We start from the raw sequence: 16,152 nt of genomic DNA on the forward strand, positions 1-16,152 counted from the left end.
TTTCAGATTTTATTTAGCCGCTACGCGTAGAAAAGTCGCTGTGACTTCGTCACGATCCCTTGCAAGAAAACATTACATTTTGTAAGGGAAAATGTTGAAAAGGGAATTTCGACCAGTCGCAACGAAGCGCACCGGCTTTTTTATCTGTGCTGTTCTCAGCCTTTCATCGGGTGCCAGCGCCGCACCGGGTGATGAACCGTTTATCCTGCAACAGCAGCGTCAGCAGGCGCTGGAAACCCAACTGACGCCCCAGGCGCCTGACGTTCGGCTGCAATCTCCGGCAACACGTAACGAAAGCGGCGAATTTGCCGCCGAAACGCCCTGCTTCACCATCCATGACGTGACGCTGACGGGGCATAACGCCCTCCCGCACTGGGTACCGCTGCAGCGCATCGCGAATCAGTCCGTCGGGAAGTGCCTCGGCGCACGGGGTATCAACCACGTGATGAGCCTGCTGCAAAACCGGCTGATCGCCCACGGCTGGACAACCGCACGCGTGCTGGCTCCCGCTCAGGATTTAAAAAGCGGCCATTTAACACTGGCCGTTATTCCGGGGAAAATACGCCACGTCACATTGACCGATAACAGCCGTCGCGGGTTATGGCTTTACAGCGCCTTCCCGGCACATGACGGTAATCTGCTCGACCTGCGGGATATCGAGCAGGGTCTGGAGAACCTTCAGCGTCTGCCCACCGTCCAGGTTGAGATGGATATCGTTCCGGCTGAACAGCCGGGTGAGAGCGATATCGTGATTACCCGCCAGCAGAGCAAATTCTGGCGGCTTGGCCTGTCGCTTGATGATTCTGGCTCGTCGTCAACGGGCCGCTATCAGGGTGGGCTAACGCTGTCGCTGGATAACCCGCTGGCGCTGAGCGATCTCTTCTGGTTTTCCATTAACCATGACCTTCAAACCGGGCCGGAAAAAGGCAACCAAAACCTCAGCGCCCACTGGTCTGTTCCCGTGGGCTGGTGGGCATTTTCCGTTACCGGCAGCGATTACCACTATCACCAGACCGTGGCGGGGCTAAACGGCGACATTCGGTACAGCGGCAAAAGCCAGAGTCTGGTGGCGCAGGCCAGCCGGGTTCTGCACCGCAGCAGCGCCCAAAAAACCACGTTCACCTGGGACGTGGAGAGCCGGACAACGAAAAACTACATCAACGACACGGAAGTGGAAGTTCAGCGCCGCCACGTCTCTTCATGGAAGGCCGGGCTTCAGCATCGCCACTATATCGGCCCCGCCACGGTTGATGCTGGCATCAGCTACCAGCGCGGCACGCGATGGTTTGGCGCCCAGCCAGCCCCCGAAGAAACGTTCGATGAAGCCACCGCGCTGGGCCGAATTCTTCGCACCAACGCACGCCTGAGCCTGCCGTTCGCACTCAGCACGCAGCACTTGCGTTACGACGTAGCCTGGCAGCGTCAGACCAGCAACACGCCGCTCACTTCACAGGATCAGTTCGCCATCGGCGGGCGCTGGACGGTGCGCGGCTTCGACGGCGAACGCACGCTCAACGCCGATCGCGGCTGGCTGGTTCGAAACGATCTCTCCTGGCAGACCCCGCTTGCCGGAACCGAGCTCTATCTGGCTGCCGACTATGGCGAGGTCGCTGGCAACGGTACGGAATACCTGGCGGGCAACCATCTTGCGGGTGGCGCGGCGGGCTTGCGCGGTGCGCTCTGGAAAGTGGGATACGACGCCTTCGCGGGCGTGCCGTTCTCCCACCCGGACGGTTTTAAAACCAGCCCGGCAACCTTCGGCTTCAACCTCAACATGGATTTCTGAGTATGCGCTATGGCGAATTGACGGTTCATTGTCCGCAGCTCGAGGACGTCGCGCTAAGTGAAGCCGAAGTGCTGGGCGCGTCGGTCTGGCTCTGGATGCATTCCCTCAACCACCGTGACGCGCCGCTGCACGTCCTGCCCGTGGTGCTCTTGCCCATCATTAAACGCCAGCAGTACGTGCTGATAGAGGAGAAAGGACGCCCGATCTTTTTCCTGAGCTGGGCATGGATGAGCGAAGAAGCCGAACGCCGCTATCTCACCCAGGAGACGGTCGTCCTGCCGGAAGAAGACTGGTGTAACGGCGATCGGATGTGGTTTCGCGATTTTATTGCCCCCTTTGGGCACGCGGAAGCCCTGTTTCGCCTGGTACGCGAGGAGATTTTTCCGCATCACGTTGCGCGCTTTCTGTGGCATCGCGGCAATGAGAAAGGCCGTCGTATCAAAACGTTTTATGGCAGGCAGGTCACGCGCGAAGCGCTGCTGAACTGGAAACACACGCACCCGCTGCACGGACAAAAATAAAAAGGATTTCACCATGAATAAACGTCTGTACCGTATCGTCTTTAATAAAGCCCGCGGCATGCTGATGGTCGTTTCCGAGCTGGCGCGCGGCTGTTCGGGCGGATCGTCTTCCTCCGGGATCGGGCACGCGCTTCAGCGTCTTGTCTGTCGCGTCGGCGCACTCAGCCTTGCGCTGTGGCTGGCCTCTGGTGCCGTCACGGTGCAGGCCGCCGGGATTGTGGCGGACGCCTCCGCGCCCGGTAAACAGCAGCCCACCGTGATCAGCACCGCTAACGGCACGACGCAGGTGAATATCCAGACCCCGTCTGCAGGCGGCGTGTCCCGCAACACCTACAGTCAGTTCGACGTTGGCCGGGACGGGGCCATCCTCAATAACGCCCATAAAAATACCTCAACCGAACTCGGCGGAATGGTGACCGCCAACCCGTGGCTGGCGAAAGGCGAGGCTAAAGTCATCCTCAACGAGGTGAACGCACGCAACCCGAGCCAGCTCAACGGCTACATTGAGGTGGCTGGACAAAAGGCCGACGTGATCATTGCCAGCCCGTCGGGCATTACCTGTGACGGCTGCGGCTTTATCAACGCCGGGCGCGCCACGCTGACGACCGGTACCGCGCAGATGCAGGATGGCCGGATAACCGGGTATCAGGTGGAGCGCGGTGAGATTACCGTGAACGGCAACGGGCTGGATACCTCCGGGCAGGCGCACACCGATATCATCGCCCGGGCGGTTCAGGTGAATGCGGCGATTCACGCGCAGGATTTACGCGTCACTACCGGGCGCAACACGGTGGATGCGGCGCATGAAAAGGTGACCGCCCTTGCGGATAACGGTGCGGCAAAACCCGTCATGGCGCTGGATGTCTCCCAGGTCGGCGGCATGTACGCCGGGAAAATCCGTCTGATCGGGACGGAAAAAGGCGTCGGCGTGCGCAACGCGGGCAATATCGGCGCGGAAGCAGGGACGGTCACCCTCTCCGCCGACGGGCGTATTGAGAATAGCGGCACGGTCTGGTCTTCCGCTGACGTCGCCCTTTCTGGCACCGACGCCATACAAAACAGCGGCTCCCTCGCTGCACAGCGCAACGTCAGCCTGACGGGCAAAACGATTGCCAGCACCGGCACGCTGGCGGCAGGCGTGCAGCCCGATGGCACCACAGGCCGCGACGGCGATCTGACGCTCAACGCCAGCGGCAAACTTGAGATGCATGGACTGAATGTGGCGGGTGGCAACATCAGGTCCACGGGACAGGGGTTGGATGCATCAGGCAGCGTGACGCAGGCCAACGCCATTACCCTTAACGCCGGACAAGGCGACCTCAGCACCGCCGGTGCGGAAGTCATCGCGAATGACACACTCAGCGCCACGGCAACCGGCACGCTGGATAACAGCAGCGGCCTGCTCGCCGCCGACCAGCTCACGCTCACGGCAAAACGCCTGCAAAATCAGAAAGGCCAGATAAGCCAGAGCGGCACGCGGGGTCTGACGCTGAACCATCAGGACGGCATTGATAACCGCGAAGGCATGATTGCCGCCAACGCCACGGTAAGCGTCAACGCCGCGTCGCGCTAACCAGCCGCAACGCGCTGGCTAACGTCGGCGGGACAATTGCCGCCCACGATAAACTGACGCTCGACAGCGCCGGGTTGAACAACGACGAAGGGTTAATTCAGTCCGGGGCGGACATGATCGTCGACACTCACGGGAACCGCCTGTCAAACAACACGACCCTGACGACCGGCGGCATCGTCAGCTTTGGCACCCTGAACGTCAACGCCGGCAGCATCAGCAATCAGCACGGCATGCTGGCCAGCGCGAAAGAAACCGTCGTAACGGCCGCGGACGTGGACAACCGCAACGGTACCCTGAGCGCCACAGGTTCGCTGAATCTGCATGTGGGGTCGCTGGAAAATACGCAAGGCACACTGGTATCCGGTGAAGATGCGCGGATAGACGCCTCCCGGATCGCCAACCAGAAAGGGATGATTGTCGCCCAGGGCAATCTTGCCGTCACGGCACAGCGTCTGGACAACGACAGCAGCGGGCTGGTCCAGAGCGGAGGGGATCTCACGCTGGCCGTTGACGGTATCAGCAACCGCAACAGCGGGGACACGGGCGGCATCGTTAGCCAGGGAAACCTGAGCATAACCACGACCGATCTGCAAAATGATGCGGGCGTACTTCTCGCCGAAAAACGGGCCACGCTGGACGCCGCGCGCTTTAGCAACATCGCCGGGACGCTGTATGCCCTGGATACGCTGACGCTTGCCACGCGCAGCGATACCGACAACCGTCAGGGGGTCATTCAGGGAAGCGGGCTCGTTCTTGATACGCACGGCTGGCAGCTGGATAACCGCGAGGGGATGATTTACAGCCTGGCGGACATGCAGCTCGCCACCGCCGCGCTGAACAACCAGAACGGCACGCTGGGCGCAAAAGGGGAGTTCACGCTGCGGGCCACCTCGCTGGATAACCGTTCCGGCGGGCGTCTGGTGGGTGAGCAGCAGATGACCCTCAACCTCAATCGTCTTGATAACCAGGACGGGCAGATCCAGTCTCTCGGTGAACTGGCGGTGAACGCCGTAACGGGGGCGATCGACAACACGCTGGGCCTGATACCCAGTGGCGCAACGGTGACGCTCAACGCGGCCTCGCTGATCAATCGCAATACGCAGGCTGAAGATAAGGGTATTGAAGGGCTGGATGTGAAAATCAACAGCCAGCAGTTCGATAACACTCTGGGAACAACGCGGGCAGGCAATACGTTATCGATCGCCAATTCCGGAACCCTGGATAACACGCAGGGTGAGCTGTCCGCCGAGGGGGCGCTGTCGCTGAGCGGCGCGGCTTTGCGGCTTCTCAACGCTGACGGGGTCGTTATTGGCGGGGAGAACGTCACGCTTGAAGCCGACGCGCTAACCGGAGACGGTCAGCTTCTGTCGCTCGGCGATATGACGATTCACACGCAGCAGAGTTTTAACAACGCGGGTGATGTGATTGCCAACGGCAGCATGACCTTCACCACGCCGGGCAGCGTGACCAACAGCGGTAACCTGCTGGCGGGCGCAAAACTGGATCTCAGCGCCGCCAGTCTGTTCAATGCCGCGTCCGGCGAGATTGCCGCCGGCGCGACCTGGTTGACCCTCTCCTCAAGTCTGAGTAATTACGGTCTTATCGACGGCAGCCAGACGTGGCTGCGTGCCGAAACCTTAACGAACGCGGGTACCGGCCGCATCTACGGCGATCATCTGTCGATTCAGGCGATAACGCTCAATAACCTCGCCCAGGACGGAACGGCAGCGACCCTCGCCGGACGCCAGCGCGTGGACATCGGGGCACAGACAATCAACAACCGCGACCACGCGCTGATCTACAGCGACGGGGCGATGGCCATCGGCGGGCGCGTGGACGACAACGGCTTCGCCATCGGGCAGGCGCAAACCCTCAACAACCACAGCGCGACCATTGAGTCCGCGGGCGACATGGCGCTCTCCATCGGCCAGCTCAACAACATCAACGACCATTTCAGCACCGAAGTGGCGCTCATCTCCACGGAGCAGATCCACGAGTACCAGCAAAAGGGATCGCCCACCCGCTGGGATGCGGATGCTGACGGCGTGTTCGTCGACCACAACTCGGCCGACCACCTGCTTAACCTCAACACCCCGGACGATACCGGGGCCAACAACGACAACTTTTACGAGTACACCTACACCCGTACCATTGAAGAAGAGGTGATTGCCGAAAGTGACCCGGGCAAAATCCTCGCCGGCGGCAATATGCTGATTACGGCAAATCAGGTTCTGAACGATAAAAGCCAGATTGTGGCGGGGGGAACGCTCGGGATCTTCGCCGATTCGGTGGATAACGTGATGCCGGAAGGCAGCCGATGGATCACCGATGCAGGCTCGGTCACACACTACAGCCGTAAATCCAGAAAGGGTGGCGACTCGCAGGGAAAAAGCACCTCGGACTACGCCCCGCCTGTGGTTATCCAGTCGATCACCCTGTCGCCGGGCAAAATGGAAGGCAACAGCCAGGCCGATGGCAGCGGCATGACCCTTTCCCCCGCCAGCGCCCACAAAACAGATGCCACGCTCAGCGGGACGGGTAGCCTGGCGGTAGGTGTGGACACCACCTCACCGGGTTCCCCTGCCCTGCCCTCCGGCAATGCGCCTGGCAAATGGATTGAAACGCCCGCCAGCGATGCGCAGGGCGTGGTGGTACGTGCCGCAGGGCCGGACATCCGTCTGCCGGACAGCAGCCTGTTTAACACCCTGCCGGATCCGGATGCGCATTACCTGATCGAAACCGATCCACGCTTTACCAACAACAAGACGTGGCTCGGCAGTGATTATATGCAGAATGCGTTCACGACAGATCCGGATAACGTGCACAAGCGCCTTGGCGACGGCTATTACGAGCAGCGCCTGGTACGCGAGCAGATCATCGCCCTCACCGGCGGCCGCTACCTGGGCGACTACCGCGACGATGAGACCCAGTTCAGGGCATTGATGGATGCGGGCATTGCTTTCGGGCAGACGCATCAGCTTGTCCCTGGCGTGGCGCTCACCGCCGAACAGATGAGCCTGCTGACGGAGGACATGGTCTGGCTGGTCAACACCCGCGTTCAGCTTGCCGACGGCAGCTGGCAGACGGTGATGGTGCCGCAGGTGTATGTTCGCGTACAGCCTGGCGACATCGACGGCTCCGGCGCGCTAATGGGGGGCCAGAATCTGGTGATGAACCTGAACCGCGACCTGGTCAACAGCGGCACCCTGCACGGGCGTGACGCGGTGCAGCTCAGCGCCGACAACATCATCAACAAAGCAGGAACGATACAGGGGGCTGACGTCAGCCTGTTCGCCCGCACGGACATCAACAACACCGGCGGCACGATCTCGGGCAAAAATGCCGTACTGGCCACGGCCGGGCGCGACATCAGCCTCACCACCACCACCCGCAGCGCACAGAGCAGCGGCGGGAAAAACAGTTTTGAGCGCACCACCGTAGAGCGCGTGGCGGGGATATACGTCCAGGGCGATGACGGTAAGCTGGTGCTGAACGCCGGGCGCGATCTCACCCTGACCGGCGCGCAGGTCGTTAACAACGGCAGTGGCAGCCAGACGGTGCTCAGTGCCGGGCGGGATCTGAACCTCACCACCGTCACCACCTCCGCCAGCGATAACCTGACGTGGGATAAAAATAACTGGCTGAAGCAGTCCACCACTCAACAGGTTGGCAGTGAGGTGGCCAGCGGAGGCGATATCCTGATGATGGCCGGACGCGACGTGAATGCGCAGGCCGCAACAGTGGAGGCGGACAGCAGCCTCGCCGTCAGCGCGGGGCGCGACATCGCCGTCACCGCCGCCACTGACAGCAGCATGTTTGAGTCGCACCATCAGTCCACCGGCAGCAGCGGCGCGCTGTCGAAAAAAACCGTGACCACGGACGATGTGGTGAACAGTGAGACCGCACAGGGAGCCCTGTTCAGCGGCGACAGCGTCACCCTGCAGGCGGGCAATAACCTGCGGGTGCAGGGCAGCGATATCGTGGGCGATAACGATGTCCGGCTGGCGGCAGGCAACAGCCTGACCGTGACCACGGCGGAGGAGCACAGCCAGGAGAGTCATCAGCGGCAGGAGAAAAAATCCGGCTTCTCCGGCACGGGCGGCATCGGTGTCAGCTACGGCAGCCAGAGCCTGAAGGTCACCGACACCGCACAGGACACCACCCATCGCGGCAGCACCATTGGCTCCGTGAACGGCAGCGTCACGCTGAGCGCGGGCAATGACCTGAGCGTCCACGGCTCGGACCTGATTGCCGCGCAGGATATGACGCTCGCCGGGAAAAACGTCAGCATCACCGCCGCCACGGAGAGCGGCACGCAGACCCACACCGTGGAGCAAAAATCTTCCGGTCTGACCCTTGCGCTCTCCGGCGCGGCGGGTGGTGCTCTCGACAGCAGCGTGAGCACCCTGAAGCAGGCCAGGGAGACCGATAACGACCGCCTCGCCGCCCTGCAGGCGGTGAAAGGCGCCCTGACCCTCGGACAGGGCGCGCAGTCCGTCATGCTCGACCAGGCCACCGGCAACCAGAAGGGCAACGACAACACCGTCGGCATCAGCCTCTCTTACGGCAGCCAGTCGTCAAAATCCACCCGGACCAGCACGCAGGCCACCGCAAAAGGCAGCAGCCTCACCGCCGGGAATAACCTCACCGTGGTGGCAACCGACGGCGACCTGCTGGTTCACGGCAGCCAGCTTGATGCGCAGAACGACCTGTGGCTACAGGCCAGCCGGGACGTGAACCTGATTTCCGCACTGAACACCTCCACGCTCGACGGCCAAAACGAGAGCCACGGCGGCAGCGCGGGCGTCGGTATCGGCTACGGCTCCGGTGGCGCGGGCATCTCCGTCTCCGCCAGCGTGAACAGCGGCAAAGGAACCGAGCGCGGCAACGGCACCACCCGCACCGAAACCACGGTTAACGCAGGGGATACGCTCACAATCGTCAGCGGGCGCGATACGAATCTCACCGGGGCACAGGTCAGCGGGGAGAGCATCCTGGCCGATATCGGGCGTAACCTGACCATTACCAGTGAACAGGACACCGACCGTTACGACAGCAAACAGCAAAACGCCAGCGCGGGCGGCAGCTTTACCTTCGGCACCATGAGCGGCTCGGCCAGCGTTAACTACAGCCGCGACAGCATGAACAGCGACTACGTCTCCGTGAAGGAGCAGAGCGGTATCTTCGCAGGCTCCGGCGGGTTCGACATCAACGTCGGCGGCCACACGCAGCTCGACGGCGCGGTTATCGCCTCCACCGCCACGGCGGATAACAACCGCCTCGACACCGGGACGCTCGGCTGGCGGGATATCCACAATACCACTGAATACGACGTGGAGCACCAGAGCGCGGGCATCAGCACCGGCGGCAGCATCGCGGGGCAGTTCACCGGGAATATGGCGAGCAACCTGCTGGTCGGGGCGGACAGCAGCGGCAGCGCGGAGGGCACCACGCGTGCGGCCATTGAAAACGGCACGGTGGTGGTTCGCGATAAGGAGCATCAGACGCAGGACGTGGCGGACCTGAGCCGCGACACGGCGAATGCCAACGGCAGCATCGACACCATTTTCGATAAGGAGAAAGAGCAGCGCAGGATGGAGGAGGCGCAGCTTATCGGGGAAATCGGCAGCCAGGTGGCGGATATCGCCCGCACGCAGGGTGAAATCGCGAAACAGGAGGCCATGAACGACCCGGCAGCGCTCCGCGCCGCAGAGGAGAAGCTGAGGGCTGAGGGCAAGAGCAACCCTACCCCTCAGGAGATAGCCGACCAGGCCGGACGCACGGCAATTGAACAGTACGGCACGGGCAGCGACATGCAGCGCGCCATCCAGGCGGCTACCGCTGCCGCTCAGGGTCTGGCGGGCGGCGACATGACCGCCGCGCTGGCCGGAGCGGCGGCACCGTACGTGGCGGAGATTATCGGCCACCGTTCCGGGCTGGACGATACGATGGAAAAAGCCGCCGCCCACGCGGTGGCGAATGCGGTGCTGGCCGCGATGCAGGGGAAAGACGCGCTGGCGGGTGCGGCTGGAGCAGCGGTCGGGGAGCTGGCGGGTGGTATTGCGCTGGAGATGTACGGGAAGGATGTTGCTGCGCTGAGTGAAAGTGAAAAGCAGACCATCAGCGCGCTGGCGACTCTTGCCGCAGGGATAGCAGGCGGCGTTGCGGGAGACGGTACGGCAAGCGCCATCGCCGGGGCGCAGTCCGGGAAGACGGTGGTTGAGAATAATGCGCTTAATCCGAGCAGTTTCGGACAGGGTATGATGGATTACGGCCTGGCAGCACAGTCGTGGAACCAGTATGCAGAAGAGAATGGTCTGTCTCCGAAGGAGAAGCAGGCCGGACTGGAAAAACTGGCAAACGGTGATTTACCGGAAGGCGCGAATATCGCTAAAGCAATTGTGGAAGGATATCAGGATGGTGTGATGATTGCGGGAGCCTGGTATCTGGGACCAGCGGCGTCAGTAGGTAACGTTGTTAGTGGCGCAATAATAGGAGAAATTGCTAATGGAAGCTACCAGTGGTTTGACCTGAGCCGTCCAGGTAACGAGAACAAGAACTGGGATTATAAGGGAAGTATTTCAGCGGGAGCAACTGGTGCACTAGCTCCGGGTCGTGGGATTTGGGCTAATGCCGGGATCGCACTGGGTGGTTCACTATTCACTGATGGGCTGGATAAAGGTGCATTAACTGGCACGGGCGCAGGTTGGGCGTTTGGTACGGCAGTTAATATTATTGCACCACCAGTATTTTCCCCTGTATTAGGTCCGAGCGCAGCCCCTGTAGGTGATATTATCGGTACCGTGGGAGGTGAATTTATTAGTAATGTAGTTAAGGATGAAATTAATGAAAAGAAAAAATAACACTACCGTAGCTTTACTGTTCTTAAGCATTGCATACATGGTTTTTTGTTGTTTAATTTTTTTCTCTCTGGCTTTGATAATTGTAAAACTAATCATTAGTCATGAAGTAGATATTGAACAATCAGATATCAAGCATGTTTTGGTTGCAAGCGTTATTGCTGGAACGGCAGCAGCTTTCAGGTCATGGCTCTTCGCCAAACTGGACGAGCGCAAAGCCCGAAAATCCCCCCTTCCGATCCAAAATCCTGAACCACGATCCCGGCCACTGAGCCGGGATCTTTTAACAATCACTCGCTGCGGATCAGACAATCATAACGATCGCGTTTAATCACCGGCAGATCGCCAGTGTCGTTCAGCGTCCCCGGAAATTCTCTCAGCCACTTTTTCACCTTCAATTTATTGATATGCGTGATACTTAACCCTTTCAGGCACCCCCATAACTCGCGGGTATTTTGCGGCGCAATCACAATACAGTCCGGCATAACACGGATCTTTACCGCCATCCCGCTACGAAATCCGACGCGGGACAGCCGCTCGCCCGCCAGCGGCAAATAATTGCGATCCATTCGGGTATAAAGTTCGCAGCAGGCAGAGCCTGATCCCCCTCTGGCGTAAACACGTTCAGACCCGGTGCGTTCCCCGTGAAGCGCACGCGGGTTCTTTTTGTGCACCTGCTCGCGAATTTCTACATTATTCTCAGATACTGCAACTTCTGTTTGGGCAACAGCCCGCTCTGGCATAGAATTCTTCGCAGCCATAATCAACTCCTGCTTAGTTGTTTGTGGTCAGCGGTATAAAGGTGTTGGCGCACCTTTATACCGCGCTCTTACCGTTTCACGTTCATTACATATTATTCACAGCCTGTATCACTGACTTTTCCTGCGGCCATTATACCGCTATGGATAAAGATACAGCACTGCATTATGGGAAACGTTTAATAAATGCGAAGCGACTCGAGAAAATAATACAACAGGCTGTAATACCTCATTATAATAAGGATTAAGGAAAGAATAAAATGACATCGAAGAAGTGGTTTTTACTATGGTTTTTCCTCACGTTCGCATTTGTTGTGACAGCTAATATTGTTGCTTTACTAACCTATTTTTCTGCAAGAATTTACCTTTTAATTACTCAAGACATTCCTATTGATGTTTATCTACCTGGTTTTATGAAACTAATTAAAGGTACATCCTTTGGTGGATTCATTTTTGGATGTGGTTGTTGGTGGATTTATTACCGCCAAGAAAAAAAGTAATAAAAAATCACGGCCACCGCGCCGGGCTCTCTCTTTTAACTGTCACTTATCCCGTCTGATCACCGGCACATCCCCCAAATCATTCAGCACTCCGGGAAACGTCTTCAGCCAGTTAGTCACTTTTTGTTTATTTATATTCACTACGCTCATACCATCCAGGCAACCCCATAGTTCGCGTGTATGCTGTGGCGTGATCATGATACAATCCTTCATCACGCGGATTTTAACCAGCATACAATCAATAAAACTGCATTCGACAACCATTTCCCGTTGAGAGATGTTTTTCTCTCCTTTAATTTAACGTGGATTTATTATTTCAGAGTGAATATATGGAGTTGTGGTTTCTTAATTAACTCTTGGATTTTATGAAGTTGTAATCAATTATATAAGACCCTATTTCATTTGAATGAGCACTAACCCTTACAGCATCTGCTCCTGGTTCACCCGCTGCTTGAAGTGCTTTTTTATTTGTACACAATTGAATCCAACGCTTTGTGTTATAGTCCTTAAACCACAACCCTGCTTCACAATGACCAAACCGCCCCTTTCTTGGGCCAGGATATGTTATTTCATAAGCCGCTTCGTATGTAATAACGTTTCCCTTCGACATAAACACGAAAACATCATAAATCCCTAATGAAAGAATAAAGCCACAACTAAACCCCACCCAAAAACGTTCAATGACATAATTTGATGTTTTACCAATAGGTCTATAATAGGTAGCTCTCCCGGAGAATATGAGACCAAAAATAGAGCCTATCGTTATATACGTTAACCATTCTGGAACAGAGTTCATTAGAACAGTTCTCATTGAAATCATGCTCACCCAAATGATATAGGCAAGAAAACAACCCAAAAGCAAAAAACTCAATAATAATATAATTACGAGCCCGGATTTGTTTCGTTCAAAGCTGTAGTATTTATTCATTTTATTACAAATTCATAACGAGTCATTAGTACATAAATGTTGCAATAATAATTGATGCAATAGCTAAACACCATTTAGCTTTCCTTAATTACAATTTGGGTTTTATTTGAAAAGTAGAGAATTAAAAATGCAATTGACAACACATCTTTTATTACGACAACAAGGATTAACTATACGCTCGTCTATGAAGGTTCGAACGCCGATCTGGATGGCAATTACGCCATCAATAGATTTATTTTTAATACAACATGAGAGTTATCTTCTAAAAAGATAACTCTCTTTTAACTGCGCTACTCCTCTTCATTTCCCCCCTCTTCATACGCGCCATACGGCTTCGCAGGGAGAACGATGTAAGTTCCTTCAAAAACCGCGCCCGGGGTTTCATCGCCAAACAGCTCAACCTGCATCTGTACACGCGCTTTGCGGCCACGCGCCAGACGATCAAGGTCGCCGCCCAGTGCGCCAAGGTCAGCCACCGCGCTCGGTTTGCCGCTGATTGGCGCGCTGTAACGAATATGGGCATCGGCCAGAATGATGGTGCCGCCAAGATGGCGCTCGCGCAGCATCAGCCAGATCAGCCCCCAGCCGGTGAGCGTTGCCAGAGAAAACAGGCTGCCAGCAAACAGGGTGTGGTGAGGGTTCTGGTTGCCGATTTCCGGCATGGTGGTAATGAATTTTTGCCCGGTGTACTGCTGGATGCGCACGCCCATCTTTTCACTCAGAGGGATATGTTCATACCAGGCTTGCTGTAACTGACCGCACCAGTCTGCGCGATGCAGAATGTCGTCCAGAGTGGCAATGGGTTTGATCATCAAAAAATGACGAATCGGCGTGGTTTGCGGGGCGGTGATTTCCCCCTGATTTACAAAACCGAGTTTGGCAAAAAACTCCACGGCATCTTCGCGGGCGCTACAGGTGACGCGCTTAACGCCTTCCTGGCGGGCGACGGACTCCAGGGTCATTGCCATTAGCGTCCCCAGCCCTTTGTCCTGTACGGAAGGGTGAACCGCCATAAAGCGAATAGATGCTTCGTTATCGGCATTGATATACAGACGCCCGACGGCGACGAGATTGCCCTCCTCGTCCATCACCATCTGGTGATGGGCCATTGCGTCCCAGGCGTCGCGCTCAGAGCCTTTCGGTTGATGTAATGGCTTGCGCAGCATTTCCCAGCGGAACTGGTAATAGGCTTCTAACTCTTCTTCCGTTTGCGGTACTCGAAGGTGATACATAGCTGTACTCTCTCTTGTTACCCGCGGCCACGCCGCCAGTTGGCTCATACCTGGAGCCAGAATGTGACGGGGCCATCGTTCACCAGCGAAACCTGCATATCTGCAGCGAATCGTCCGGTTTGCGTATGCATTTCCTGCTGGCGACAACGCTCAACAAAGTATTCGTAAAGTGCTTCTGCACGATCGGGCGCGGCGCCTTTCGAGAAACTCGGGCGCATGCCGCGCTCGGTATCCGCTGCCAGCGTAAACTGGGACACCACCAGCACGCTGCCGCCCGCCTGCTGGACGTTCAGGTTCATCTTGCCTTCCGCATCGCTGAAAATGCGGTAACCCAGCACCCGCTCGCATAAGCGGTTAGCTTTTTGTTCGTCATCATCCTTTTCGACACCTAACAACACCAAAAGTCCTGGGCCAATTTCACCCGTCACCTCTCCCTCCACGGTGACGCTGGCACGGGTTACGCGCTGTATCAATGCAATCATGGTTGGTCTGCTTCTTGTTGTTTTTCAGCTGCTGCTGCTTTTTTAAGTTCGCGGTATACGCCGAGAGTGACAGTTATTTCGGCACCAAGCAAGACGATACACCAGGTCCAGTAGACCCAGACAAACAAAATGGGGATCACCGCCAGCACGCCGTAAATCAGCTGATAGGACGGAAACATGGTGATGTAGAGGGCAAACCCTTTTTTACCCAGCTCAAAAAGCACGGCCGCCACCAGCGCCCCCACTACCGCATCGCGGTTTGGTACGCGCGTGGTCGGTACGACGCTATAGAGCAGCCAGAACGAAAGCCATGACAGGATCAGCGGAAAGATGCGAAGCACATTATCAATAACGCCGTTTAAATCACTCGCCCAGCGCAATGACAGAAGGTAAGAGCTGATGGCAAGGCTCGCCCCGGCCAGCAGCGGGCCGAGCGTGAGGATCATCCAGTACACGGCAAAAGAGTAGACTTTTGGCCGCGCTTTTTTACTCCGCCAGATTGTGTTCAGTGCGCTATCAATGGCATACATCAGCAGCAGCGCAGTGACAATCAGCCCGCACGCCCCCACCGCCGTCATCTTGTTGGAGTTGGCAACGAACTGCTCGATGTAGTTCTGGATAACATCCCCGGTGGCAGGAATGAAATTCGCAAACACGAAATGGCGAAGCTGCAGGCTGACGTCCGCAAACATCGGAAAGGCGGAAAATAGCGCAAAGATCACCGCCACCAGCGGCACTAATGAGAGCAACGACACGTACGCGAGGTTTCCCGCCAGCGTGGTCATGTTGTCCTCATCAATGCGGTGCCAGAGCAGTTTTAGCCAGGCTCTCAGCGGGCGCGTATGATGCGTGGCTTTTTGATGAACGGTTTTTAACATAACTGCTTCGCAAAGTAGTTGGGTATCGTCTCTTTTCCGGTCACCAGAATTGACGTGATACCTAACTGGTTAGCTCCCTCTATATTATCGGCATTATCGTCGAAAAAGACGGCATCGGCGGCAGTGAAACCTTCTGCCTGCAAAACGGCCTGATATATCCGCGCTTCGGGCTTGCGCATACCCATCTCCTGCGAGAGATAGATTTTATCTGCCGCTGCCTTAACTTCAGGGTATTCTTCAGGCCAGAACGTGGTGTGCAGGCGGTTAGTATTCGACAGGACAACCACACGGTGCCCCTGCTCACGCAGTTTGTGCATGATGTCGATCACTTCCGGGCGGATGGCGACAAATACCGCCTGCCAGCCGTGCGAAAACTGCTCATAGCTTAACGACAGCCCCATATCCTGGCAGAAATGCTCTGCGAATTCCTCGTCACTTATTTCACCGCGCTCATGCTGATGGAAAGTTTCGCCCATCGCAAAATTCTGCTTTAACGTCGCCAGCGGAACACGGCTAAAGTCGCTCCATGCACCCAGCACGCGATTAAAATCGATATCGACGATTACATTTCCTAAATCAAAGATATAAAGCATGTTTATCTCCTGCTCGCCGTGGAAAAATAACTGTAGCGGGA

Annotated in this window: 10 protein-coding genes and 2 pseudogenes; 5 read left to right on the forward strand and 7 right to left on the reverse strand. The window is 56.9% G+C overall.

Annotated elements, in window-relative coordinates; all coding sequences use genetic code 11:
• Window positions 1–91 precede the first annotated feature (91 nt).
• From BFV64_RS23185 to BFV64_RS24805, 4 genes and pseudogenes are all read left to right on the forward strand, one after another.
• Window positions 92–1,786, forward strand: a complete 1,695-nt coding sequence (locus tag BFV64_RS23185; protein ID WP_045134861.1) for a ShlB/FhaC/HecB family hemolysin secretion/activation protein — start codon at window positions 92–94, stop codon at window positions 1,784–1,786.
• 2 nt (window positions 1,787–1,788) lie between these two features.
• On the forward strand, window positions 1,789–2,307 hold the full coding sequence (locus BFV64_RS23190) for a toxin-activating lysine-acyltransferase (protein ID WP_023331620.1): 519 nt from the start codon (window positions 1,789–1,791) through the stop codon (window positions 2,305–2,307).
• A 13-nt stretch (window positions 2,308–2,320) separates the two neighbouring features.
• Window positions 2,321–10,743: pseudogene (locus tag BFV64_RS23195) on the forward strand (hemagglutinin repeat-containing protein).
• A complete protein-coding gene (locus BFV64_RS24805) occupies window positions 10,727–11,071 on the forward strand; it encodes a hypothetical protein (RefSeq protein WP_235611132.1) in 345 nt (114 codons plus the stop codon). Before BFV64_RS23195 ends, BFV64_RS24805 begins: the two are co-directional and overlap by 17 nt.
• On the opposite strand, the gene BFV64_RS25150 is transcribed toward BFV64_RS24805, so the two are convergent.
• Window positions 11,031–11,501 (reverse strand): SymE family type I addiction module toxin, encoded by a 471-nt coding sequence (locus tag BFV64_RS25150; RefSeq protein ID WP_023331624.1) that lies wholly within the window; start codon window positions 11,499–11,501, stop codon window positions 11,031–11,033. The genes BFV64_RS24805 and BFV64_RS25150 overlap by 41 nt on opposite strands.
• A gap of 257 nt (window positions 11,502–11,758) precedes the next feature.
• Here BFV64_RS25150 and BFV64_RS23205 point away from each other — a divergent pair, with 257 nt between their 5' ends.
• Window positions 11,759–11,998: a hypothetical protein gene (locus BFV64_RS23205; protein ID WP_023331625.1), complete on the forward strand. Its 240-nt coding sequence runs from the start codon at window positions 11,759–11,761 to the stop codon at window positions 11,996–11,998.
• Window positions 11,999–12,040: 42 nt separating this feature from the next.
• Here BFV64_RS23205 and BFV64_RS23210 read toward each other — a convergent pair.
• The 6 genes and pseudogenes from BFV64_RS23210 to yihX all read right to left on the reverse strand — a co-directional run.
• Window positions 12,041–12,273, reverse strand: a pseudogene (locus BFV64_RS23210) (SymE family type I addiction module toxin); the annotation flags it as partial.
• 74 nt (window positions 12,274–12,347) lie between these two features.
• On the reverse strand, window positions 12,348–12,926 hold the full coding sequence (locus BFV64_RS24810; protein WP_071978070.1) for a hypothetical protein: 579 nt from the start codon (window positions 12,924–12,926) through the stop codon (window positions 12,348–12,350).
• A 290-nt stretch (window positions 12,927–13,216) separates the two neighbouring features.
• Window positions 13,217–14,158 carry a fatty acid biosynthesis protein FabY gene (fabY, locus tag BFV64_RS23215; RefSeq protein WP_023331628.1) on the reverse strand — a complete coding sequence of 314 codons (942 nt, stop codon included), beginning with the start codon at window positions 14,156–14,158 and terminating at the stop codon, window positions 13,217–13,219.
• Window positions 14,159–14,202: 44 nt separating this feature from the next.
• Entirely contained in the window at window positions 14,203–14,640 is a 438-nt protein-coding gene (gene dtd / locus BFV64_RS23220) for a D-aminoacyl-tRNA deacylase (protein ID WP_014885747.1), read from the reverse strand.
• The gene (locus tag BFV64_RS23225; RefSeq protein ID WP_014885748.1) at window positions 14,637–15,518 is read right to left on the reverse strand and encodes a virulence factor BrkB family protein; all 882 of its coding nucleotides are present in this window, start codon (window positions 15,516–15,518) and stop codon (window positions 14,637–14,639) included. The genes dtd and BFV64_RS23225 overlap by 4 nt, the downstream gene beginning before the upstream one ends.
• A complete protein-coding gene (yihX, locus tag BFV64_RS23230) occupies window positions 15,512–16,111 on the reverse strand; it encodes a glucose-1-phosphatase (protein ID WP_023336484.1) in 600 nt (199 codons plus the stop codon). The genes BFV64_RS23225 and yihX overlap by 7 nt, the downstream gene beginning before the upstream one ends.
• Between the last annotated feature and the right edge of the window lie 41 nt (window positions 16,112–16,152).

The sequence above is a fragment of the Enterobacter kobei genome (assembly GCF_001729765.1).
In the GTDB taxonomy this organism is placed as follows: Bacteria; Pseudomonadota; Gammaproteobacteria; order Enterobacterales; family Enterobacteriaceae; genus Enterobacter; species Enterobacter kobei.

Excerpts from the sequence above, each read along its gene's own strand:
- BFV64_RS23185 (WP_045134861.1), top strand. The coding sequence starts at position 92 with ATGTTGAAAAGGGAATTTCGACCAGTCGCAACGAAGCGCACCGGCTTT.
- BFV64_RS23190 (WP_023331620.1), top strand. The coding sequence starts at position 1,789 with ATGCGCTATGGCGAATTGACGGTTCATTGTCCGCAGCTCGAGGACGTC.
- BFV64_RS24805 (WP_235611132.1), top strand. The coding sequence starts at position 10,727 with ATGAAAAGAAAAAATAACACTACCGTAGCTTTACTGTTCTTAAGCATT.
- BFV64_RS25150 (WP_023331624.1), bottom strand. The coding sequence starts at position 11,501 with ATGGCTGCGAAGAATTCTATGCCAGAGCGGGCTGTTGCCCAAACAGAA.
- BFV64_RS23205 (WP_023331625.1), top strand. The coding sequence starts at position 11,759 with ATGACATCGAAGAAGTGGTTTTTACTATGGTTTTTCCTCACGTTCGCA.
- BFV64_RS24810 (WP_071978070.1), bottom strand. The coding sequence starts at position 12,926 with ATGAATAAATACTACAGCTTTGAACGAAACAAATCCGGGCTCGTAATT.
- fabY (WP_023331628.1), bottom strand. The coding sequence starts at position 14,158 with ATGTATCACCTTCGAGTACCGCAAACGGAAGAAGAGTTAGAAGCCTAT.
- dtd (WP_014885747.1), bottom strand. The coding sequence starts at position 14,640 with ATGATTGCATTGATACAGCGCGTAACCCGTGCCAGCGTCACCGTGGAG.
- BFV64_RS23225 (WP_014885748.1), bottom strand. The coding sequence starts at position 15,518 with ATGTTAAAAACCGTTCATCAAAAAGCCACGCATCATACGCGCCCGCTG.
- yihX (WP_023336484.1), bottom strand. The coding sequence starts at position 16,111 with ATGCTTTATATCTTTGATTTAGGAAATGTAATCGTCGATATCGATTTT.